This window comes from Prevotella sp. P2-180 (assembly GCF_002251435.1).
In the GTDB taxonomy this organism is placed as follows: domain Bacteria; phylum Bacteroidota; class Bacteroidia; order Bacteroidales; family Bacteroidaceae; genus Prevotella.
Genome location: NZ_NPJI01000110.1, coordinates 67,640 through 91,351, shown reverse-complemented (window position 1 = coordinate 91,351; position 23,712 = coordinate 67,640). Strand labels below are relative to the sequence as shown.

The window sequence follows — 23,712 nt, the reverse complement described above, 5'->3', positions numbered from 1 at the left end:
CGTTATCTTTTTATTATGTTTTACATTTTGCTTGCAAAGATAGTGATTATTACCCGAAATACAAAACAAAAGTGGCAAAACTTTTATATTTTTTGAGATTAGTGGAGTGAGGAGTGAGATTTCACTACTCTTACTTCATATACGTGTGGAGTCAACGGCTTGGTGGCTGTAGCAACCTTTACCACGATGGTCTCTGCACTGCGGCTTGACTCTGGTATAGGTATCTCGACTATGCCATTGGTTTCGGCACCAAACGAGCCAGCCTCTACACCATCTACAAGCACACGGGCATCGCGGTTGGCATCGTGACGGAACACTATGCGAACGGCAGTGGCCTGACCACCAGTCTTCATGCGGTAGCTGAACCAGTCGCGGGTCTCTCTCCAGTGTGTACCCTCGTCGTCGCCTGCATTCGCCTTGCTCATTTCCACGAAATGGTCGCTTTCAGGCTGCTGCTCGCCACACACCACCTTGTCGGCGGTACGATTGTCAAGAGCCTGGACTGCACGTTCCCTTTCGGCTCGTTTCTCACTCTCAATGTTCCACTCTGCCTCGGTCATCACTGGCCAGTATACCATATATCTTGACTCATGTATGCGGAAGAAGGGTTCGAGCGTCATGCCCTCATAGCGAGCTGGAGTGACGCCTGTGAGTTTGAACGTCAGTTGTTTGTCATCTTTTTTCAGATGTTTTAGGAGTTCGTCCTTGTCACCAATTATTACCGGCATATCCTGAAGAGGCAGTCGAGGTCCATTGGCTATATGGCCGCCACGGCTGTCATCGGCAAACATTCCGTCCTGACGCTGAGTGCCCATGCGTGAGGCCAGGACTATCGGGCCATATAGGAATGAGAAGTTGTTGGAACCGTCGGGCAGGCCAACGGCACTGAGGTGCATAGGAAGCGTAACATGCAGGCGGTCGCCCTTTTCCCATGTGCGTTCCACTATGATATATCCGTTTTCCTGTTTTGCCTTAGTTTCCTTTCCGTTAACCAGACATGTGATGTTTTCCTTCTCAGTCCATTCAGGAATTCTGACCATCATTGCAAACTTTTTCTTTCCTTTGGCAGGAGAGACGGAGATGGTTGTTCCCTCCTCATAGGGGAAGGCAGTCTGCTGGCTAATAGTCACGTCGCCCCAAGAAAGTGTTGAGGGAATGAAAAGATTGACAAAGAGCTTCTTGTCGCCAGAGTGACTGTATATCATCTCGCCATATCGGGCATGGTTTTCGAGTCCCGAGCCCACGCAGCACCAGAAGCTGGTTTGTGGCTGTGAGTAGACGCGATAGTGTCCTGGGCGCATTGGTGTGAAATAGACGAATCCACCTTGCACAGGGTCTTGTGTTGAGAGTATATGGTTGAACAGTGCACGCTCGTAATAATCCATGTATCTGGAGTCTGCCGATGTCTCGTAAAGCATCTTTGTCAGTCGGAGCATGTTGTAGGTATTGCATGTCTCAGGACCTTGTTCGCTGGTGAGCATCGACTCGAAATTGTCGGCAGGATGGAAGTGTTCTCGTACGCTGTTTCCTCCAATGGTGATGGAACGGTTTTCCACCACAGTCTGCCAGAACCATCGAGCCGCCTCGCTCCATTCGTTGTTGCCTTCCACGTCGGCAATACGCTTAAAGCCAATCACTTTTGGTATCTGAGTGTTGGCATGTATTCCCGTCAGTTTGTCTTCGTGGCGCAATAGAGGCTGTAGCAGGAAGTTGTGGCTGAAGCGGTGTGCCAATGTAGTGTATTTCTTTTCGCCGGTAATGGCAGCCACGTCGGCAAATGTCTCGTTCAGTCCGCCATGCTCGCTTCTGAGCATGTCCTGGATTTGTTCGTCTGATAGGTTTTTGGTGATGTCAGCCATCCAGTCGGTGAGTTTCACGAGCATGGTTTTAGCCTCCTGTCGTCCTGCCTGTATGTATGCGTCGCGCAGTCCAGCATATATTTTATGAATATTGTAGAGCGGCACCCATCGGTCGTTAAGTCCGAAAGCCGAAGCACGGATATTACCTTCGGCAATTTCCTTCCAAATCTGTCGTCCTCCAGGCACACCGGCGAGATAACCGTCGCCGGCAGCATCCTGACATCGTTTCAGTTCGGCGAGCATATAGTCGAGCCTCTGTCTGATTTCCTCGTTGCCTGTGGCAGCCCACATAAAGGAAAGGGCTGACAGATAGTGTCCGCCCACATGTCCGTCGAGTCCGGTATTTTCCCAGTTTGTATAGTTGTCCGCCTTTGGTTTGAGTCCAGCCTCCTTGAGGTAAGGTGCGAGCAGGCGGTCTGGATCGAGTGCAAGCAGATAACGTATGTCCATATCCTCAGCATGCTTGAACGGACTGGCCTCGAGTCTCACGTCGCTTACCCTGAAGCTTTCCGCCACGGTTTTTGTCTGTGCCGCCAATGGTTGCGACACGATGGTAGCCGCAATAAGTGCCAGTACCATTTGTTTAGTCATTTTGTTCATAGTTATGTAAAAAAGTTTATAATCATTAGTCTTTCCTTTTGCAAAGATAAACAAATATTGCTTAATGACCAAACAAAAATGTAAAAAAATCATGGAATGAAGCCTTTTCCATCGTCATCTACAAAGCTGACGACGGTGCCTTCTATGAGAATGGCTCGGGTGCGGTGATGTTTTCGGTTTTTCTTATTGTCCACATTCACTGCCAACACACGGCCGCCATGTAGTGATGTGACCTCGGGGAATATCGTATGGCCCACAACGACACGATCTACGTCGAAATGACGGAGAACCATGTCCAGTGTATCGGTGGCAATAGGGCTGTAACGCTCTTCCTGCCTAACCATGCCCCGATACCACAACGGTCCTTTGGAAGCAAAGAGAAACCACGTGAGAGGCGAATCGGCACGGCGTTGCTGCTTGTTCATCCATAGTCCGTGGCTCACATGCTCGTTTACCATGGGCAACGAAAGTCCAAGGTCAAGAAATTCGCGACTGATACCTGCGTGTACAAATAGCGTTCGTCCGATTTTTTCAATAGTATTGCGTGTGGAAAGCCAATAGCCCAGCACCGATCCTCGCGACAATAGCTGAGGATATTCCAGCATCATTCGCTCAGCCAAAAGCAGGTATTTCTCTTTTGTATAGCGAAGGTCGTTCATAAGCACCATTGGCTCATGATTGCCCAAGAGGAAGTGGACAGAGCCTCCAGCCTCGGCAGCCTCCTGTTCCAGTTTATAGAGTAACCAAAGAATCTGCGTGGCGTCGTTGCCTCGGTCCATCACGTCGCCTATGACCATCAGGCTGTTTCTTCCGTACGCCCATCGGTAGTTGTTGTCAATCACTCCCCCTGCCTTTAGCAGGCTGACTGCACAGTCGAGGTCGCCATGCGGGTCAGACATGACAAAGAGTTTGTCGGGTTGGGGATAGTAGCACTGAGGACGCTCCACATGATGTAGCGAAACGGGGAAACGATGCTGGGCGTCGTGAGACACCACGTCAAAACTGAAGTTGGCTGGAAGTGAAGTATAGGTAGTGTCGCTGACGTGCCCTTCAAGGCTTACGCTTACCACCCGAGTGCTGCCATCGACATTATGGATGATATATGGGCCGTCGGCCGTAAGAAGTGGCTTATGGTCGTCAGAAGCCTGCATGCCGGAATATACCGACATGCAAGCTAAAAATAAAAGAGAACGATATAAAATGTTATTTATCATTTATTTAAGAGTTATTGATTATTCCTCATCGCTGGCAGAATCGTATACAGGATTCTGTTCCATGTTTTGGTTTGCGTCGATCTCAGCCTTTGGTATTGCGAGCACACACTTGTAGTAGTCCCACGAGAAATTCATCTTCTCAGCCTTGGTGATGTAGTGCTTGGTGGAACTGATTTTCGACTGTCCCTTCACGTCGTGTCGGTCTACAGATCCACCGTCACGTAGGGCATCGAAGAAGCGGTGTCCCTCTCCCACGAGTTCCTTGCGTCGTTCGGTCATAACGCGTTCGAGGCTTATGGTTGTGCCTTCTACGGAGTTGTCGGGATTGGCTCGTGAGACTATTGCGTCAAGATATTTCACAGCAGAAGCATTGTCGCCGGTCTTCACGGCAGCCTCAGCGGCATTAAGATAAGCTTCGGAGAGACGTAGCAGAGGAATGTTTGCGTCCATGATGTCTTCTCCATCCTGCGGCTGATACTTTTTGACGAAGGCGCGCTTGCTGCTGTATACGAGAAGTTTCAGTCGCACGTCGTCAGGATCTTCGTTGAGCAGAGCATAGAAACTGCTGGTGAGACAGATATCCTTATATCCGTTAGGCGAGTGTAGGCGTCCGAGCGACTCTTTTCCAGGACTGTCGTCGGTGGTGTTAACTATTTCGAACAGCACTTCTCCCTTTGTTCCGTTGCTGGCATCGTTGCCCCATGCGGTAGCATATTCAGCATTTGTCCAGAGCTTATATCCCTCAGCCTCAGCACCCTTTATGGCTTGAGCAGCCATGGCAAGAGCCTCAGCATTGTCTCCATGATACAGATAAACGCGGCTGAGCAGGGTCTGAGCTCCATAGAGGTTGATGTGTCCCTTGTGGAAAGCCTTGCCCTCGTCGTTGTCCATAGCAGCAACAGCGGCCTTCAGGTCGGCAATGACCTGTGAGTAACACTCAGCCACAGTGTTGCGTTTTGGATTCGCCTCCTTGTCGAGCACTGTTGTCACGATAGGCACGGCGAGCGATGCTCCATTGTCTTTCTTGTATGGATAGCCATAGAATTTCGTGAGGTCGAATAGGAGCATGGCGCGCAAGGCGAGAGCCTGGCCCTTATAATAGTCACGCAATTCGGTCTCCTTGGTTTCCAGATTGTCAATTTTTGCGAGTATGATATTGCAGAGACCTATCATCTTGTATGGATAAGACCAGAAGGTGGACGGTGCTGTATCTTTAGTGAAGTTGAACGTGTAGTAGTTACCAGTGCGTTTTGTGGAACTATATGCCATCATGTCGTCGCCACAGGCGTCGCCATAGTAGACGAGTCGTCCTGAATAGGCGTAGGCATCTTGCATGGTAGTGTAAATGCCGTTGAGCATGATGTTGACATCGGATAGCTCATTGATGGACTTGTCTGTCTCTACAGCGGTAGAAGGCTCTACGTCCAGCCATCCGTCAGAACACGACGCTACAGTAAGTGCCATTGTCCCGAAAATGATATATGATGCTATTATTTTCATTTTATCTGTTTATGAAGGGTTTAGAAATTGATGTTTATACCGAATGTCATGGTCTTCAGTGGCGGTGTACCCCAGATGGCCGAACCAGCGCTTACAGCCTCAGGGTCGTACTGGTCGTAGCGCGCCCATGTCCAGAGGTTGTTGCCGGAAGCATAGAGTCGCACGTTGTCGAGTCCTATCCTGGAAGTCCATTCCTTTGGAAGTGTGAACCCAAAAGTGAGGTTTTTCAGTCGGATGAAGTCGCTGCTGTGCAGACGGCGTGTGGTGGAATAGCTGCTCATTGGATAATCAGGCTCTTCGATGAAGAGTTCATAGTCGGTGATGTCGCCTGGTTGTTTCCATGAGTTGGCGTAATAGGCGGGGATGTTGGCCTCAAGGTCGTTGCCGCCATGTTCTGTCTTCTGTGCCCAGTTGTCGTAGTTGTATCCGCCAAACTGGTAAGAGAAGGTGAAGTTGAGGTCGAACCACTTGTATCTCAGGCTATTGACTAGACCGCCAGTGAAGTTAGGTTCGGCATGCTTTGTTGCTATTCGGTTTGCCTCATCTGCATTTTCGGTCACTTCTTTTACATAATTGCCGTTGGCGTCCTTTGTATTAGTATAGAACTGCGGGCGTCCGTTGTCGGGATTGATACCAGCAAACTCTATGAGGTAGAAGGTACGGTAAGAGCTTCCGACCTTATGGATCTGCGAACCGCTGATGATTTCAGTCTGTGTGCCGTCGAGTGTTACGATTTTGTTTTTGTTGTGAGAGAGATTGAAAGTGGTGTTCCAGCTAAAGTCCTTTGTCTCAATGTTTCGTGACGTTATCTCAAGTTCTACACCTTGGTTTTTCACCTCTCCAATATTCAACAGATAGCTGCCGAATCCTGTTGTCATGGATATGGGATAGTCCATGAGCAGGTTTTTTGTGCGGCGTGTATAGTATTCTACGGTCACGTTCACCCTGTTCCAAAGGCTTATGTCCACACCAATGTTCAGGTTATGGTTTGTCTCCCACGACAGTTTGTCGTTGGCTATTTGCGAGAGAGTGTAAGCCGGATCACCGATATAGCTGCTTGACACACTGAGAAGACCATAATATCCATAATAGTCGGAAGGTAATGTGCCATTCACGCCATAAGAGGCACGCAGCTTAAGGTCTGTAAGCCAATGGCTTAGCGGCTTCATGAAGTTCTCTTCCATCATGCGCCATGCAGCCGACACCGACCAGAACTTGCCCCAGCGGTTGCCTGAGGCGAGTCGCGAACTGCCGTCGGTTCGGAAGCTGCCTCCGAGATAGTAGCGGTTTTTGTAGTCGTAGTTTACGCGTGTGAGATATGAGAGCAGGCGTGTGCGTGTGCTTGAACCACCGGCGTCTCCGAGTGTGGCTCCGTTGCTGAGCGAAGGCTTGTTATAAGTGGCGAAGTTCATGCGGTCGCCGCTTACATAGTCGCGATACTGGTCGTCCACCTCATATCCTGCAAGCAGGTCGAGATGATGGTCGTCGGCAATGGTTGTAACATACGACAATTGGTTTGCCCATACGAGTTTGCTTCTCTCGTAGATGTTCTTGTACATCTCGCCGTTCACGTCATCTCCATTTGATGTGCGTGGGTCGTTCCAGCTCTCACCCTTGTTGATGTTGTAGTCGTAACTCAGTGTAGACTTGAACTTGAGGTTGGGTATGAACTCGTATTCGCCATAGATGGTGTTGAAGTAGCGGGTGATGTATTCGCGACGTGAATCGTAGGTCTGCGAAAGCAATGGGTTTCGGTCGTCGTTTCGTATGAACTCGCGATTCCATGTACCGTCTTCGTTGTAAACGGGGTCTGATGGCACGACACAGTTTCTTGAGCTATAGAAAGGAGACGTATAGCTAGTTCCTTCACTATATACGTCCTGATTAACCTTTGAGAAGAGCATGTTGGCTCCAAGTGTGAGGCGGTTGGTGGCCTTGTATTCAGCATTCACCCTTCCGCTGATGCGTTCCAATCCGGAATTTGCGGTGATACCTTCCTGGTTGAGGTAAGCCAGTGAAGTGTAATACTTGAATCTTTCAGTACCTCCAGACACCGACGCCTCGTAGTTTTGGTGGTTTCCCTTCTTGAACAGTATATCGTCCCAATCTACATATCCGCACCAAGGCACTGGTGCATACAGGTCAATATTCTCGTCGGCATATTTTGTTGCCTCTTCCTCTGTGGCGTCGTTGTTGATTATCTGTCCAGCCTTCAGTCCGTTGTAGATATATTCACGACGTTGCTCTCCGCTCATGATGGGTCGGTAGTCCATGGCAAAGTCGGAGAATCCCCAGTCTGACTTGAACGCGACAGAAGGTTTTCCCACCTTTCCTTTCTTTGTGGTGATGAGTATCACACCATTAGCTGCACGCGAACCATAAAGAGAAGCAGCCGCAGCGTCTTTAATGACCGTGATGTTTTCAATGTCGGAGGTGTTGATGGTGCTCATGATGTCAAGCCCGGCATCGGTGTCGAGTGTAGACACGTTGCCCGACATTGTGGGCACACCGTCGATGACATAAAGAGGTGAGTTGGATGCGTTGAAAGAGCCCATACCGCGTATGTTGATTGAAGTGGCGGCACCTGGCTGACCGGAAGAGGAACTGATTTGTATTCCAGGTGCGGCACCTTGCAGCAGACCGGAGAACGACACTGCCGGCACGTCTTTCAGCTGGCTTGTCTTCACTGTTGACGCCGAGCCTGCGTATGCCGACTTCTTATAAGTTCCGTAACCTGTGACCACTACTTCCTCAAGTAGTTGTTCGTTTGGCCTGAGCATAATGTTCAACTCCTTGTTTCCTTCCGACACTACATCCTGCGGCTGGAAGCCGATATACGAAACGGAAAGGGTGACACGCTTATTGTTTGTAAGGATGTTGAAGCATCCGTCGACATCGGTCACCGAGCCGCTTCCTGTTCCTTTCACCATTACGCTGGCACCAATAATAGGTTCTCCAGAACTGTCGATCACTCGTCCAGTAATCTTTCGCTTAGATGCGTGTTTCTGTCCTGTTACGTCAGGCTCAGAGTCTTTGTCGTAGATTACGATAGATTTCTCTGATACGACACGATAAGCAAGGTTTCGTTTCATCAAAGCCCTGTTGAGCACTCTTTCCACAGGAGCCTTGGTCATGTTTAGCGTGATGTCCTGCCGTTTGTCGATTATTTCATCGCGATAGGAGAAGTGATAAGTTGTCTGACTCTCGATGGCTGCAAAGACTTGTTTCAAGTTGGCGTTTTCCACTTGAACAGTCACCGTTTGTTTGTGTTGGGCATAGACATTACCACAACAAAATACTGCCATGAGCAGTAGCACGATGAGATGCTTCTTGTTTTTGTTTCTGTCCATTCTTTGTTGTTTTTTTGTGTTAATAAAAATGGTGTCAATAATTCTCTTTACCATTATATACAACAAATTCCGGACTATATACTATTCCAAAGGGATTTTTTTTAAACTTTCCTCACCGCAGAGTATACGTATTCCCTACCCTATTCACATTGATCTCAAACGAGAGGCAGAGAACTTCGAGGGCTTCGTTGATATTTTTTGCGGGCAAAGAACCAGAGAAGGTCTTGGTCATAAGAGACTTATCTGCCACATTCACATTACAGCCGAAGTTAGACTCTATGGTCTTGACAACTTTTGAAAGAGGTGTACTGTCGAACGTGAGATATCCTTGAGCCATAGTAAGAGGTCTCGACAACAGACGCTCGACGGTTATCTCTCCCGTGGCATAGTCGACTATTGCACGGTCTTGCGGTTCCATCGTAATTGAATGTCCAGAAGAAGTAGAGCTAAGACAGACACTGCCTTCCTCAAGATATAAGTCAGCGTTTGTTTCCGTTTGTCGTGCAGAAAGGTTGAACACAGTACCAAGAACCGTCACTTCAAGATGCTTGTTGGCAATGACAAACGGATGCTCTTTGTCGCTTTTCACGTCGAAATGCGCCTCTCCATCAAAACTCACCTTACGGCAAGTCTTGTTGAACGACGACAACTGATAACCAATGCGTGACTCATAATAAAGTGTCACACGGGAGCCGTCGGGCAAACTTACCGTAGCACTCTCTCCCTTGCCTGTGGTAACAATCGTCTGCTCTTTAAGCGACTTCTGGCTTTTCATATAGAAGAAAACGGTTGTGCCCATGAGAAGAGGAATGAGTAGCACTGCGGCATATTTAATAATGGTAAAGACGCCACTTTTGTTTTTCGGCTTTTCTATCTCGCTGTTTAGCCGTTGTTTTACGTTATCCAACCTCTCCTGATCGGCTAACGTGAGGTTGGTGTCGGCATCCTGCCAGTCGTTTTCGAGCAAGACGGCAAGCTGTTCGTCGTCGGTAGTGTCAAGCTGTTGCCTCAACGATACCAAGTCTTGTGGCGACAAATTGTTGTTTCGGTATTTTTTTATAAGATATTTCATTGTTTGGATATATTTTAATTACTCTGACTTATCGTCAGACATTGTTTTTTCTAATATATATACAAGAAATATAACATTAATGTAATATGTGTTTCTTTCTATTTAATAAAAAATAACAATAGAAGCATTATTGTGCCTGAAAGAAGTTCACGCAGCTTTTTCATTCCCGCAGACAGTTGGTTTCTTACCGTTTGTACGCTAATGCCCAGTTTCCCGGCAATTTCCGCAGGAGTGAGTTCATCAAACTTTGCCATTCCGACAATGATTTTTTGTTGCATAGGCAAGAGGTTGAGGTTATATTTCACAAGTCTCACCATTTCCTCATATTCCAAGGAGGAATGTGTATTGCAGAGCCTTTTGTCTTTCAGTTCTACATATTCCTCGAACACTGGCGATGCCACCCTAGCCCTGAAGGCATTAATGAGCCGGTATTTTGACATTTGGAAAAGCAGAGGGCGAAGGGATTCTACTGGTTTCAGCCTATGGCGGTTTGTCCATAGGCAAATAAACACGTCGTGGACAATCTCCTCAGCTTCCTCAGCAGACTTTGTGAACTGCAATGAGTAAGCATAGAGTTCCTTCGAGTATCGTTCGAACAGAATATCGAAGGCTTTTTGTGAATCCTGACGCATGGAATCCACGAGAAATATGTCTGTTTGTCTAACCATGGGTGCAAAAGTAAGGAAAAAAATTGAAGCCACAAACAAAAAGTCCTTTTTTTTTGTATATAAAAAAATAACGGGAACTCACCACATTGGATGATGTCCCCGTTTTAAAAAATATGTTATGAAAAATTTGAGAGAATCGAAACTTCACAGTTTCTGGTTTTACTAAACATGATTTTTATTATAGAGAAAGCATAGAAATATCTTATTTTTTTGAGCCGACATTTTTCGACAATAATTCGATGAAGTCGTTGTCGATGTCTCCAGTGAGGTTTACAATCACCATAGCTGGTTTCAGTGTGTCGGCATGCAACATTATCAGTTCCACCACAGCCCCGTCTTTCTGTCGTCGGGTGTAGAAAGTGCCGTAAGAGTGGGTGTTGCGAAAGTCTTTGTCATGACTGAAGCGTAGAGGAAACTGTTTCAATAGTTTTTCCGCCTTTTCATAATACGAGTCCACTGACTCTGTGACAGTCACGATGCGTGCAGTCTTCAGTTTCTTAATGGCCTGTGTGATTGCCTCATTGCTTTGCGTGTCATGCATTTTAGTGAGTTGTTCCATCATTCTCGGCCCTACAGTCACACATTTGAGTAAGGTGTCGCCTTTGTTGGCATCCATATACTTTGAGGCGAAATCGGCTATTCGCTGTGCATTGGCAGCCAAAGATGCCACCATAGCCAAGACTATGAGAATTGTCTTTTTCATTCCGTCCTTTTAGTGTTGTCATTTACGGCACTGCCTATCGAGGCGAGCGAGTCTGACGATTCTGACTGACAGAAGCCTTCAGATACCATTTCCAAAGCGCCCTCCACCTGGTCGTAGGCCACTGCCGGGTCGCTGAATGTATCCTTATAGTCAGCATAGTTGATATCGTCGCCACCATCGGTCTTACCGAACTGGAATTGTGCTGCACCGCCGAGCGACACTATGATGGCCACGACAGCAGCAGCCTTGAAAAGCGGCATCATGCGCTGCTGCAAAGAGATGCGCACGGCTTTTACGCGTTGTGGCTCACTATGTCCCACGAGTTCAAGCATTCGCTTGTCGAAGTCGTCACCCAATGAGTGCTGTTGCATCGACTCTTTCTCAAGAGCAAACAGACTTTTATACTTGCGTAGGCCATCCGGGACGTTCTCCTGACAGAAGAATGCCCTAAGTATGCGCTCTTCCTCGAGGGAAGTTTCGCAAAGCCAATAGCGCTCAAGCAACTGTTCTATATATTTATAGTCCATAACTATCTGTTTCTGAGAATTTTTTCTTTATTGTTTGTCTTGCCCTGTAGAGGTTTACTTTCACTTGCTCCTCGCTTATGCACATGATTGTTGCGATTTCGCGATAGCTTTTTCCTTCAATGTCGCGCAGCTGTATCACAGAGCGTTGTTTTTCGGGAAGGCGGTCGATAAGTTGTCTTACCAGTGCCACCTGGTCGCGAGCCATGGTTTGCTCCTCAGGGTTTGATGAGGATGAGCTGTCTGGAGAGTCGTGTGTACTGTCGTCGAGCGAGTCGTGGTCGTTCCCCATCCTTTTTATCTTGTCGAGCGACAGATTGCGACAGACGGTAAGTGCGAAAGCCTCTATCGACTCTATTTCTTCCCACTGTGAGCGTCGGTTCCAGACTTTTATCAATGTTTCCTGCACAACATCTTCTGCCTCCGCGTTATTGAGAGTAATGCGTAAGGCAAGCCGGTAAAGTTTGTCCTTTAACGGCAATACATCGTCTCGGAAACTGATATTTTTCATACCCCTTTGTTGAAATGACGAGTGAAAAGGAGGAATGTTACAGGCATTTGTGTTAAAGAATATTAATGATTCTTCCTTACTCCGCCAATATTTTTGTTCCTGTTTGTGATCCCAAGGTGTCGGCTTTGGTTATGACCACCTGTTTCACTCCAGCATTAAGGGCAGCAAGGGAGTTTTCTATTTTGGGCATCATGCCGCCACTGATAGTGCCGTCGGCGACATACTTCCGGAACAGTTGCGGTGTGATGACGGGAATGACGGAATCCTCGTCGTCGGGATTGGCAAGCACACCTTTTTTCTCAAAGCAGAATGTGAGTGTCACATCATAATATGGTGCGAGCGCCTTTGCTGTTTCAGAGGCAATGGTGTCGGCATTGGTGTTGAGCATATTGCCTTTTCCGTCGTGTGTAAGCGGTGCCATGACTGGCACTATTCCAGCTTCGATGAGAGTCTTGAGCATATTGCCGTCGGCATGGTCCACGTCGCCCACAAAGCCATAGTCGATACCATTTTTCAGAGGCCGTTTGTGTGAGCGTATGACATTGATGTCGGCACCTGTGAGTCCGAGAGCGTTGATTCCTTCCGCCTGCAGTTGAGCGACAACATTTTTGTTTACGAGACCTCCGTATACCATTGTGACTACCTCAAGCATAGCCTTGTCGGTGATGCGTCGTCCGTCCACCATCTGTGTTTCTATACCGAGTTGTGATGCCACCTTTGTGGCGCGACGTCCTCCTCCATGCACAAGAACTTTTCTTCCTTCTATGGCAGAGAACTCTTTAAGCAGCAAGGAGAGCTGTTGTTGGTCTTCAACAACGGCTCCCCCGACTTTTATGACGTTAATTTTTTCCATATTACTCTAAATAAGTATATCCATAAAGTCCTGATCGGTAGTTTGACAGGAATTCTTTTCCTTCTTCGAGTGTTATTTTTCCTTCTTTCACGCTCTTTGTCACCCATACTTCGAGCTGGCGCACGAGTTTGCGCGGGTTGTACTGTACATAGTCGAGCACTTCCGCCACTGTTTCACCGTCGATGATCTGGTCGATGTGGTAAGCCCCATCCTTTACGCTGATATGAATAGCGGTGGTGTCGCCAAAGAGATTGTGCATGTCGCCGAGTATCTCCTGGTATGCACCGACGAGGAACACTCCGAGATAATACATCTCGTTTTTCTTTATAGTGTGGACCGGCAATATGTGCGAGTTGTTGCGGTTGGTGACGAAGTTGGCTATTTTTCCGTCGCTGTCGCAAGTGATGTCCTGCAGTGTCGCACTTCTTGTGGGTCGCTCGTTAAGGCGCTGTATGGGCACTATGGGGAAGAGTTGGTCGATGGCCCATGAGTCGGGCAGCGACTGGAATAGCGAGAAGTTGCAGAAATACTTGTCGGCCAGCAGCTTGTCGAGGTTCACCAGTTCTTCCGGCGTATGCTTGAGATGCTTTGCCAATATATTTATCTCATGACACACGCTCCAGTACATGCTTTCTATCTCAGCCCTTGTCTTTAGGTCTACGAGTCCGTGTGAAAAGAGGTCGAGACACTCTTCGCGTATCTGTTCCGCGTCGTGCCAGTCCTCGAGCATCGACCTTGGGTTAAGGTTGTCCCAAATGTCGTAGAGGTCCTTGACAAGTTGATGGCTGTTTGGGTCAGGCTCGTATTCCTCGGGCATTTCCGGCAGCGATGCTGTTTCGAGCACGTCGATGACGAGCACTGAGTGGTGTGCCGTGAGTGAGCGTCCGCTTTCCGTGATGATGTTTGGATGCGGGAATCCGTTTTTGTCGGCTGCATCGACAAAGGTGTATATACAGTCGTTTACATATTCCTGTATGGAATAGTTTACCGAGCTTTCGCTGCTTGGCGACCGTGTTCCGTCGTAGTCAACGCCGAGTCCTCCACCACAGTCCACGAAATCGACGTTATACCCCATTTTATGCAGTTGTATATAGAACATTGAAGCCTCTCGAAGTGCAGCCTGTATTCGTCTTATTTTTGTTATCTGGCTACCGATATGGAAGTGGATGAGCCTTAGACAGTCCCTCATGCCTTTTTTGTCGAGCAGTTCGAGAGCTTCGAGCAGTTCGCTGCTTGTCAGTCCGAACTTGCTTGCGTCTCCTCCGCTTTCTTCCCATTTGCCGCTACCCGAAGAAGCGAGTTTTATTCTGATTCCGAGATTAGGCTTTACGTTGAGTTTCTTGGCCTCACGTGCAATAAGCTCGAGCTCGTTAGGTTTCTCTACAACGATAAACACCCTTTTACCCATTTTCTGTGCGAGCAGTGCGAGTTCGATATAGCTTTGGTCTTTGTAGCCGTTGCAGATGATGAGAGAGTCGCTTTGGCACTGTACTGCGATCACTGCGTGCAGTTCAGGCTTTGACCCAGCTTCCAGTCCGAGGTTGAATTTTCGTCCATGACTGATAATTTCCTCTACGACAGGTTGCATCTGATTTGTTTTAATAGGATAGATTATGAAGTTCTCTCCTTTGAAGTTATACTCCTGTGCAGCCTTTTTGAAGCAGCTGCTGGTTTTCTCGATACGATTGTCGAGAATGTCAGGAAACCTCAACAGAACCGGTGGCGTGACATCTCTCAACGCCAGTTCGTCCATCACATCACGCAAGTCAATTTGCGTGTCGTTCTTACATGGTGTGACATAGACATCGCCCTTGTCGTTGATACCAAAGTAGGAAGTGCCCCATCCAGAGATGTTGTAGAGCTCCTTTGAGTCTTCAATAGTCCATTTTTTCATTCTATTCCCAATAGTTCTTTAGCTTTTTGTACTGATATTTTTATTTTCTCGTAGTTGTCCATAAGGCTCACGTCGAGCGTGTATTTTGCCTTTGTATAAAATGGTTCCCGTTTCTCAAGCTGCTGGTTGATGAAGTCCAATAGTTGTTCGTGGCTTTTACCTTTTAGCAGAGGTCGCTCGGTTTTTCCCATCATCAGATGCTTGTAGAGCACTTCCGGCTTGGCCTTGAGATAGATGACGTCTCCTTGCCGGTTCATGTAGTCCATGTTGTCGAAGAAGCAAGGTGTTCCTCCTCCGCAACTGATTACAACATTTTCAAACTCCGCCACTTCGTGCAGCATGTTTCTTTCTATGGCACGAAATCCCTCCTCTCCGCTTTCGGCGAAGATCTGCGCCACTTTTCTGTGCATTCTTGTCTCTATATACCAATCGAGGTCATAGAACAGTAGGTTGAGGGCCTTTGCGAGCTGTTTGCCCACGGTAGTTTTTCCGGCCCCCATATAACCAATAAGAATTATTCTTTTCAAGTTTTGGGTATTGGATGTTTATTATTTCTTTTTCACCGGTGTGTTGTTCACGATGTCCATACACTCCTCGTATGAGAGTTCCGCAGCCCTTTCGTGAAGGTTTTTGGGAAGTCGATAGTTTTTCCCGTCGTATGCGATGTATGGCCCATAGCGTCCGTTGAGCACTTCGAGTTTCGGGTCTTGTTCGAATTTTTTCAAGTGGCGCTGTATCTCTTCTTGTCTTTTTTCCTCTATAAGGCTGATGCACTCCTCAAGTGTGAATGCCATCGGGTCGACTCCCTTTGGCAGCGACACATACTTCTTTTTATGCAGCACATAAGGTCCGAAGCGTCCTGCGCCTATGGTCACTGTCTGTCCCTCATACTCGCCCACGGTGCGTGGAAGCTTAAACAGTTCGAGAGCTTCTTCAAGGGAGATGCTCTCCATGCTCATGTCAGAGGGCAACTGGGCAAACTGTGGTTTGTCGGCATCGTCGGCAGAGCCTATCTGCACTACAGGTCCGAAGCGTCCGATCTTTACAAACACGGGCTTTCCCGATTTCGGGTCTTTGCCCAGTTCGCGTTCCCCAGCCTTGTGCTCAGCCCTGCTGTTCATGGTTTTCTCCACTTCTGGTTCGAAGTCCTTGTAGAAGTCCATCATCATGTCGGTCCATCGCTCAGTGCCTTCCGCTATCTCGTCAAACTTCTGTTCCACCTTTGCCGTGAAGTTATAGTCCATAATGCCTGGGAAGTATTGCATCAGGAACTCGTTGACCACAATGCCTATGTCGGTAGGCAGGAGTTTACCTTTGTCATTGCCAGCCATCTCCACACGCGTGGTCTGCTGTATTTGCTTTCCTTTCAAGGTGTCAACGGTATAAGTGCGTTCCTCTCCTTTCTTGTCGCCTTTATGTACATATTCACGCTGCTGTATTGTACTGATGGTAGGAGCGTATGTTGACGGGCGTCCGATTCCGAGTTCTTCCAGTTTATGCACAAGGCTTGCCTCGTTGTATCTCATCGGACACTGCGTGAACCGCTGTATTGCCGTAATCTCCCTTCTTGTCAAGGTCTGTCCTTCAGCGACCGGTGGCAATAATCTCACGCTGTCATAGTCGTTTGTCTCGTCTTCATCTGTCGACTCGTGGTATACCTTCATAAATCCGTCGAACTTCACTACCTCACCTACGGCAACAAACTGTTCGTCACACTCGCTGACACTGATATTTACCGTGGTCTTCTCTATCTCAGCGTCAGCCATCTGGCTTGCTGCGGTTCTTTTCCATATAAGCTCGTAGAGCCTTTTTTCCTGTTGGTTTCCGTCAATAGTGGTAACCGCCATGTCTGTGGGGCGTATGGCCTCGTGAGCTTCCTGAGCGCCTTTCGCTTGGGTGTGGTATTGTCTTGTCTTGCTGTATTCCTCTCCCCAAGTCTTCATGATTTCCTCCTTGCTTGCCTTCAGGCACAGTTCCGAGAGATTGACAGAGTCGGTACGCATATAAGTGATGCGTCCGCTCTCGTAGAGGTGTTGAGCCACCATCATGGTCTGCGAGACGGAGAAACCGAGTTTTCTGGCTGCTTCCTGTTGCAGTGTGGAAGTGGTGAATGGAGGCGCCGGAGAGCGTTTAAGCGGTTTCTTGCTTATCGACTCAATACTGAATTCCGATTGTTCGCATCTCTTCAGGAAAGCCACCACTTCGCCGTGAGTCTTGAATCTTGTGGGCACTTCAGCCTTAACCTCGCTCTGCGAGCCGTCGCTGTTAGTCACGGCAAACGTGCCATAGATTCTGTAGAATGCCTCGCTTTTGAAGTTTCTTATCTCTTTTTCCCTCTCCACGATAAGCCTTACAGCCACACTCTGCACTCTTCCTGCCGAGAGCGATGGTTTAACTTTTCTCCACAACACTGGCGAGAGTTTGAATCCCACAAGACGGTCGAGCACTCTTCGCGCCTGCTGGGCGTTTACCAAGTTCATGTCCAGATGTCTTGGATTTTTTATGGCTTCGAGAATGGCAGGTTTAGTTATCTCGTGGAACACTATTCTGTTAGTCTTCTGTTCATCCAGTCCGAGCACTTCGCAAAGGTGCCATGAGATGGCTTCCCCTTCGCGGTCCTCATCGGAAGCGAGCCATACCTTTTCAGCATTCTTTGCATTCTGTTTGAGTTCCCTTACCACCTTTTCCTTTTCAGCAGGTATTTCGTAGTCGGGTTTCAGTGAGTCAATGTCGATGCTCAGTTCTTTTTTCTTCAAGTCGCGAATATGTCCATAGCTTGACATCACCTTGAAGTCGTCTCCAAGGAATTTTTCAATGGTCTTCGCTTTGGCGGGAGACTCGACAATTACAAGATTTTTCTGCATATCTGATTCTTATCTTTAATTTTGGCTTGCAAAAGTAAGAAAAAAGTTTCCTTCCACCTTATTTATATGTGATTATTTTAAGTTTTTTAAGAAATCAGCCTGATATATCGCTTGTCTTATCGAACGTAGTCCAAACTGTTCGGAATGTATTTCGCTTATCGGCAACCAGAAACATTCCGAGGCGTCGTCGGCGGCATGTATTTCCACGTCGCCTTTTATACGGCAAAGATAGAACATGTCGAGCGTGTGGATATCTATGCCGGAATAGCGGTAGATATTTGGAATGCTGAAGAGATATTCAATATCCTTTACGTCTATGTCTGTCTCTTCTTTTATCTCACGCCTGATGCCTTCTTCGGCTGTTTCGTACATGTCACAAAACCCGCCTGGAAGGTCGAGAGTGCCTTTTGCCGGCTCTTTCGCACGCTTTACCACAAGGAGTTCATTTTTCTCGTTGATGATAAATGCCGCTGTGGCGGAACAGGGATTTGCATAATACACAAATCCACAGTTCTCGCACAGTTTGCTTTTCTCGTTGTGTACAACAAAGTGTTTACTGCCACACCTTGGGCAATATTCAAATTTTTCTAACGGATGCATAGACTTACACGATTCTTAATCCCAATTATCTGTACGGAAAGGCACAAGGGGCAGTCCGCCCTGATTGCCGAAATTGCCTATCTGGAAGTTCTTAAAACAGTAACGTACGGCCACCGGGGCTTTCACCTCCGGAGAGCTTACTGCAATGCGCTCGTTTCGCGGGTCGTTGCCCGGAGCCCAGAACTTCACGGCAGTGGCCTTGTGAAACACCTTGTCCTCACCTGCTATCTCAAATCCCTCGATGTCTTCCCAGCGGTTGTATCCCTCCGACATGTTGTCGAAGGCGAGATAGGCCTTGTCGTCTTGTATTATCATGTCTTTGTAAGTCATGGCGTCGCAGATGACCGTCTTAAAGCCATAGGTCTTGTTAAGTGCGAGATAAGCCAGACGCTCACCCACCTTCTGCTTCTGTGCCGGATGTATCTGTCCCTTTTCGTAAGGGAACACGAGGTCGTTGGTGCTCACCATGCCGCTGTTGGGTATCACCTTGGTGGCATTAAACTGCTGCTCACGCAACTTTGCGCCTGACGTGCCGTCAATGCCGTCGCCATAGACGTATGGGGCAATCTCCACGAAGTAGAAAGGTATATCTCCTTCCTTGAAGTCACGCCTCAACTGCTCGACAAGCAGTTTCAGACGCTCAGTATACTGTCCTGCTGGATCGCCCACATTAGAGCAGCCCTGATAGTAGATGATACCTTTTACGGTATAGTTGAGAATAGGATGCAAAGTGGCGTTGCCCCACAACAGCGGATAGTGGAAATCCCACTCGAAACGGTCTTTCATCGTGGTGGAGTCGAGGTCTTCCTTAGTATACTTCTTCAGATTGTCCTCGTCCAGCCAGCTTTCCACTCTCGTGCCACCCTTGTTGGCTTCTATAAGTCCTACAGGAATGTTCAGGGCCTTTCTCACTGTCTTTGCAAAGAAATAGCCCGTGGCACTAAACTCGCTGACGGTCATAGGACTACTGATGCGCCATGAAGTCTCGGCATCGTCAAGTGGCTTTGTACTCATGCGGCTTGGTATCTTTGCAGAGCGGATACCGTCGACAGCCCCGATCACTTCCTTGTTATAGTCAACTACCGGACACTGTCCGAACCCTTTCACCGGCATCTCCATGTTGCTCTGTCCTGCACACACCCACACTTCTCCAGCCAACACATTCTTCACGGTAGTCTTGTCGCCGTCGTCGAAAGTGATTTCCAGCGGAGTGAACGAGGCTTCGGGCGATTTTACGCTGACGAGCCATTTTCCGTCTTTCCCGGTAGTTGCCACAGCCTTTTCCTGCGACCATGATGTAGTGACAGTAACCTTCTTGCCTGGTTTGTCCCAACCCCATAGCCTCACGTCGCTACTATGTTGAATAACCATTCCATCGCTTACTAAATTAGGTAATTTTACCTTTGCATCAACACCCCAAAAATAAGCTGTCGCAGCGGCAAATATTAAAAATCGTTTGTTCATAATATCATTTTTTTTAAATTTTGGTGCAATATTACAAAAAAATATTTATCTTTGCAAGAAATTTATTAGAAAATGCAATGAAGAAACTAAAAACTATCATTTCAGCCGTTGTTTTTCTTGCTGCGGCTACTACCTACGCCCAAAAAAACCAAGAAATTGTACTATGGCCTAACGGTGCGCCCACCAGCAATGGTGTAGACACCGACACTGCCAAAGTGTATGTCAGCCTGCCCGATGCCAAGCGAGCCACGGGACGTTGTATAGTCATATGTCCCGGAGGAGGTTACTCCCATCTTGCCATGAACCACGAAGGACACGACTGGGCCCCGTTTTTCAATAATATGGGCATTGCTACGGTCGTGCTTAAATACCGTATGCCCCATGGCGTATGCCAAGTGCCACTGGAAGATGCTGAAGAGGCCATGCGACTCGTAAGACGTAATGCCAAGCAATGGAACATCAACCCCGATCAGGTGGGCATCATGGGCTCATCGGCTGGCGGTCATCTCGCCTCTACATTGGCCACCCGTTCAAAGGGCGACGCGGCAGCCAACTTCCAGATCCTGTTTTATCCCGTCATAACCATGGACCCAAGCTTCACCCATCTTGGCTCACACGACAATCTGCTCGGAAAGGACGCAAAGAAAAAACTTGAACGCGAATATAGCAACGACCTGCAGGTGACAAGGGTCACACCACGCGCATTCATTGTACTGAGCGATAACGACCATGCGGTATTGCCGGTAAATGGCGTAAACTATTACTTCGAATGCTATCGCCACGACGTTCCGGCATCACTCCACGTATATCCCACCGGCGGCCATGGTTGGGGCATCCGCACCAATTTCGCATTTCATGTAGAGATGATGCAGGAATTGCGTACATGGCTCAACAGTTTCTGACAACACACTCCCGAATCACCACACGCGCGTGTATAATAATAAGGTGCAATGAAACATTTCTACCCCCTTCTTATCCTGTTGGCAGTAATAGCCACCACATGCTTTTCGTGCGGCGAAAAGCCTAAGAAATATCGCATCGGAGTATCTCAATGCTCCGAAGACTCCTGGCGCTTCAAGCAGAACAACGAGTTGCGCCTCAGTCAGTATGCCGACACACGCATACTGCTCGAAATAACATCGGCCGACGACAGCGACGAACAACAGATAAAGCAGATCAACCATTTCATCGACGAAAAGGTAGACTTGCTCATCGTGTCGCCAAACTCTGCCGCCAGTCTCAACGATGTAGTCGGCAAGGCCTACGACAAAGGCATTCCGGTAGTGCTTTTCGACAGAAAGACAAGCGGGGAAAAATACACCGCATTTATGGGCACCGACAACACGCAGCTTGGCAATATGCTCGGTCATTATATAGCACGCAGTATTGGGGGCAAAGGCGTAGTGGTTGAAATACAAGGACTTAAATCATCGTCACCCTCAGTTGACCGCCATCGTGGCTTTATCGAAGCCATGAACGACTATCCCGAAATAAAGGTCATCACATCGCCTGGCAGTGCCGACTGGACAGTAAAGTCTGGCGAGAAAGCCATGAACGAAATACTCAGCAAGTACGACGTGGAGATAGCCGCCGTTTATGGACACAACGACCGCCTTGCCATGGGAGCACGTAGTGTGGCGGAGGCTCACGGAAAGAAAGGCATAAAATATTTCGGCATAGATGCACTGCCTACACCAGGTGGCGGTATGGAACTAGTGCAAAAAGGTCTTATGGAAGCCACCTGCATCTATCCCACCCGCGGCCTTCAACTCATGAAGCTCGCCACCAACATTCTCGATGGGAAAAAATACAACAAGGAGAACATTCTCACTTCAACCATTGTAGACCGCAACAACGTCGACATTCTTCTCTCTCAAAACATTGAGCAACAGAGAGTAAGCGACGACCTTGAGGTGGTGAAGGGAAAGCTCGACGAATATTTTTCACAAGTCAACTTCCAGCAGAAGGTTATAGTGGCATTCATAGTCGTGCTTGTCATCATCATCGCCCTTGTCACAATAGCCTATCGTTTCTATCTGCAAAAACTGATGGTAAACGAAGAAGTGACAAAAGACGTGGTGGCACCAGCAGACACACCACAGGCCGAAAGTCCATTCCTTGAGCGTTTCCGTGCCATTCTCCAGCAAAACCTTCACGATGCCGACTTCAACGTGGAGCGCATTGGCGAGGAGATGGGCATGTCGCGAGTGCAGCTCTACCGCAAGGTGAAACAACTCTCAGGCATGACACCCGTAGAACTACTTCGCAAGTCGCGTCTTGCCCGCGGAAAGCAACTGCTCGAAGCATCGGACAAGTCAGTATCCGAAATAGCCTACGACACAGGCTTCAGTGCGCCCTCCTATTTCGCCAAGTGCTTTAAGGACGAATACGGCATCAGTCCGGGGGAAGTACGTGGTAACCGCACTAATTAATCACGGTGCATAGCGTACAAACACGTTGTTCAAAAGACTCACGGTCTATGGCTTTGTTCTTGAAAGCAGAGCGATAGTTGTATATGGTGCGCGGGGTGTAGTAGAGTAGGGCGGCTATCTCCGAACTCTCCTTGACACCGAGGCGTATGAGTGCGAAGATGCGTAATTCGGTGGTGAGGGAGTGCGGATTTTTGGTTATGACTTGTTCATCCTCTTTCAGGAGTGCGTTAAACTCAGTGACAAACGATGGATACAGATTAAGGAAAGCCTCGTCGAAACGCTTCATGAAGGTGTCGGCATCCTCATAGTTGAGTCTTGACGAGGACATATAACTCATAAGTTCGTTGATTTGGTTAGCCTTGATTTTCCTCTGCACCATGACTTGGAACTTCGCCATCTTGTCGATGTATTTGGCGCATAGGTCAATGTATAGTTTGGCGAGACCCTCGCGTTTGCGGTTGGTGTCGAGCAGTTGTTCGTTTGCACGGTTCAGTCGCTCGTTAGTTTCCGTAAGCATGTTGTTGCTGACATGCAGCTCGTGCCGTCTTTTCGACAGCAGTTTGTTTTGTCTGACGAAGAAATACAATAGCACAAGCATTGTAACTACAAGCAGTGATATACCCCAAACGGCATACATTAGTGTTGAGTTTTGTGTTGTAAGCCTCTTGTGGTATGTTGACACAATAATTGGCAGTTTCTGTGAAATCTCCAGTATTCTAAGTCTGTTGTTGTATGATTTGGCGTCGTCCATAGCAGTGTTGATATACACCCTTGCCCTCTCGATATTCTCGTTGTCTTGCTTGAAGAGGTGCATGGCAAGGTCCTGTATGGCGAGATTTTCCTTAGTGCAGCAGAGAATGTCGCAGATACTGGCTTTTATCAGGTATTCCTCGTACTTCTCCATATTTTCATGTGCGCTGTAGTTATTGGCTATTGCAAATGATGCCATGGCAAATACTCTTGATGTCATGCCGTTTTTTTCCAGTGTTCTGAAATAATGCTTGAGAGCCTTGTCGTCGTCTTTGTCAATATAAACATGGTATTCGCCCATATAATAGTCGTAGGCAGCGTTGTTTTTGTCGATGTTGGCTATGGCGGTTTTGAGATAAGCATTCGATCTCTCCCTGTATATCGGTGAATAGGTGTCGTCGTTGCAATAGTCAGCCCAGTAGGAATAAATAGTTGAATAGGCGATGTTGTAGTCGAATGTCATATTCTGTTCTCCAAGACTATCCTGTTCTATCGTATTCAGTGTGTTTATAGCTTCGCTGTATAGTCCTCCGATGGAAAGCAGTTTGGCCTTCATTATTGTGTTAGTCACAATATATCTAATGTTCTGTACTTTTTTTGCTAATGCAAGACCTTTTTCAACATATACTTTTGCTGAATCAAATTTGAAGACATAGTATTCTTCACTGAGTTCGCGGTATCTTTCCAAGAGCAGTGCGGTGTTGTTTTCCTTTGCTGCCATTTGCTTAAGCGTGGCAATTTTTTTGTTCTTCTCAGCCACTATGGTTTCGCTTGCTTCAATCACGCTGTCGAGCTTTTGAAGCAATGCCGCGTTATTGGCAGAGGAAAGTATTGCAAAAGAGAATATCATAATA

Annotated in this window: 18 protein-coding genes; 2 read left to right on the top strand and 16 right to left on the bottom strand. The window is 47.7% G+C overall.

Features of this window, described 5'->3' with window-relative positions; all coding sequences use genetic code 11:
* Positions 1-98 precede the first annotated feature (98 nt).
* The 15 genes from CIK98_RS15680 to CIK98_RS15610 all read right to left on the bottom strand — a co-directional run bounded on the left by CIK98_RS15680 (position 99) and on the right by CIK98_RS15610 (position 19,676).
* Positions 99-2,450: a beta-L-arabinofuranosidase domain-containing protein gene (locus tag CIK98_RS15680; protein ID WP_371683282.1), complete on the bottom strand. Its 2,352-nt coding sequence runs from the start codon at positions 2,448-2,450 to the stop codon at positions 99-101.
* A gap of 98 nt (positions 2,451-2,548) precedes the next feature.
* Complete coding sequence (locus CIK98_RS15675; RefSeq protein WP_094385895.1) at positions 2,549-3,673, bottom strand: metallophosphoesterase; 1,125 nt, start codon at positions 3,671-3,673, stop codon at positions 2,549-2,551.
* A gap of 18 nt (positions 3,674-3,691) precedes the next feature.
* Positions 3,692-5,173, bottom strand: coding sequence for a RagB/SusD family nutrient uptake outer membrane protein (locus CIK98_RS15670; RefSeq protein ID WP_094385893.1), 1,482 nt, complete (start codon positions 5,171-5,173; stop codon positions 3,692-3,694).
* 20 nt (positions 5,174-5,193) lie between these two features.
* Positions 5,194-8,523: a TonB-dependent receptor gene (locus tag CIK98_RS15665; RefSeq protein ID WP_094386219.1), complete on the bottom strand. Its 3,330-nt coding sequence runs from the start codon at positions 8,521-8,523 to the stop codon at positions 5,194-5,196.
* 112 nt (positions 8,524-8,635) lie between these two features.
* The gene (locus CIK98_RS15660) at positions 8,636-9,595 is read right to left on the bottom strand and encodes a FecR family protein (RefSeq protein ID WP_094385892.1); all 960 of its coding nucleotides are present in this window, start codon (positions 9,593-9,595) and stop codon (positions 8,636-8,638) included.
* A 98-nt stretch (positions 9,596-9,693) separates the two neighbouring features.
* Complete coding sequence (locus CIK98_RS15655; protein ID WP_094385890.1) at positions 9,694-10,263, bottom strand: RNA polymerase sigma factor; 570 nt, start codon at positions 10,261-10,263, stop codon at positions 9,694-9,696.
* Positions 10,264-10,465: 202 nt separating this feature from the next.
* The gene (locus CIK98_RS15650; RefSeq protein ID WP_094385888.1) at positions 10,466-10,966 is read right to left on the bottom strand and encodes a DUF4252 domain-containing protein; all 501 of its coding nucleotides are present in this window, start codon (positions 10,964-10,966) and stop codon (positions 10,466-10,468) included.
* Positions 10,963-11,493 (bottom strand): hypothetical protein, encoded by a 531-nt coding sequence (locus tag CIK98_RS15645; RefSeq protein ID WP_094385886.1) that lies wholly within the window; start codon positions 11,491-11,493, stop codon positions 10,963-10,965. Before CIK98_RS15645 ends, CIK98_RS15650 begins: the two co-directional genes overlap by 4 nt.
* Positions 11,483-12,001 carry an RNA polymerase sigma factor gene (locus CIK98_RS15640; RefSeq protein WP_094385884.1) on the bottom strand — a complete coding sequence of 173 codons (519 nt, stop codon included), beginning with the start codon at positions 11,999-12,001 and terminating at the stop codon, positions 11,483-11,485. Before CIK98_RS15640 ends, CIK98_RS15645 begins: the two co-directional genes overlap by 11 nt.
* 76 nt (positions 12,002-12,077) lie before the next feature.
* Positions 12,078-12,854 carry an acetylglutamate kinase gene (argB, locus tag CIK98_RS15635; protein WP_094385882.1) on the bottom strand — a complete coding sequence of 259 codons (777 nt, stop codon included), beginning with the start codon at positions 12,852-12,854 and terminating at the stop codon, positions 12,078-12,080.
* Between the two features lies 1 nt (position 12,855).
* Positions 12,856-14,748: a biosynthetic arginine decarboxylase gene (speA, locus tag CIK98_RS15630; protein WP_094385881.1), complete on the bottom strand. Its 1,893-nt coding sequence runs from the start codon at positions 14,746-14,748 to the stop codon at positions 12,856-12,858.
* Positions 14,745-15,275, bottom strand: a complete 531-nt coding sequence (locus CIK98_RS15625) for a shikimate kinase (RefSeq protein WP_094385879.1) — start codon at positions 15,273-15,275, stop codon at positions 14,745-14,747. Before CIK98_RS15625 ends, speA begins: the two co-directional genes overlap by 4 nt.
* 21 nt (positions 15,276-15,296) lie before the next feature.
* A complete protein-coding gene (topA, locus tag CIK98_RS15620; RefSeq protein ID WP_094385877.1) occupies positions 15,297-17,612 on the bottom strand; it encodes a type I DNA topoisomerase in 2,316 nt (771 codons plus the stop codon).
* Positions 17,613-17,684: 72 nt separating this feature from the next.
* Positions 17,685-18,212: an NUDIX domain-containing protein gene (locus tag CIK98_RS15615; protein WP_094385875.1), complete on the bottom strand. Its 528-nt coding sequence runs from the start codon at positions 18,210-18,212 to the stop codon at positions 17,685-17,687.
* A 15-nt stretch (positions 18,213-18,227) separates the two neighbouring features.
* Entirely contained in the window at positions 18,228-19,676 is a 1,449-nt protein-coding gene (locus CIK98_RS15610) for a sialate O-acetylesterase (RefSeq protein WP_094385873.1), read from the bottom strand.
* A gap of 77 nt (positions 19,677-19,753) precedes the next feature.
* Here CIK98_RS15610 and CIK98_RS15605 point away from each other — a divergent pair, with 77 nt between their 5' ends.
* Complete coding sequence (locus CIK98_RS15605) at positions 19,754-20,578, top strand: alpha/beta hydrolase (protein ID WP_094385871.1); 825 nt, start codon at positions 19,754-19,756, stop codon at positions 20,576-20,578.
* A gap of 48 nt (positions 20,579-20,626) precedes the next feature.
* A complete protein-coding gene (locus tag CIK98_RS15600; protein WP_094385869.1) occupies positions 20,627-22,108 on the top strand; it encodes a substrate-binding domain-containing protein in 1,482 nt (493 codons plus the stop codon).
* Here CIK98_RS15600 and CIK98_RS15595 read toward each other — a convergent pair.
* A complete protein-coding gene (locus tag CIK98_RS15595; protein ID WP_094386217.1) occupies positions 22,101-23,708 on the bottom strand; it encodes a DUF6377 domain-containing protein in 1,608 nt (535 codons plus the stop codon). The genes CIK98_RS15600 and CIK98_RS15595 overlap by 8 nt on opposite strands.
* Positions 23,709-23,712: the final 4 nt, after the last annotated feature.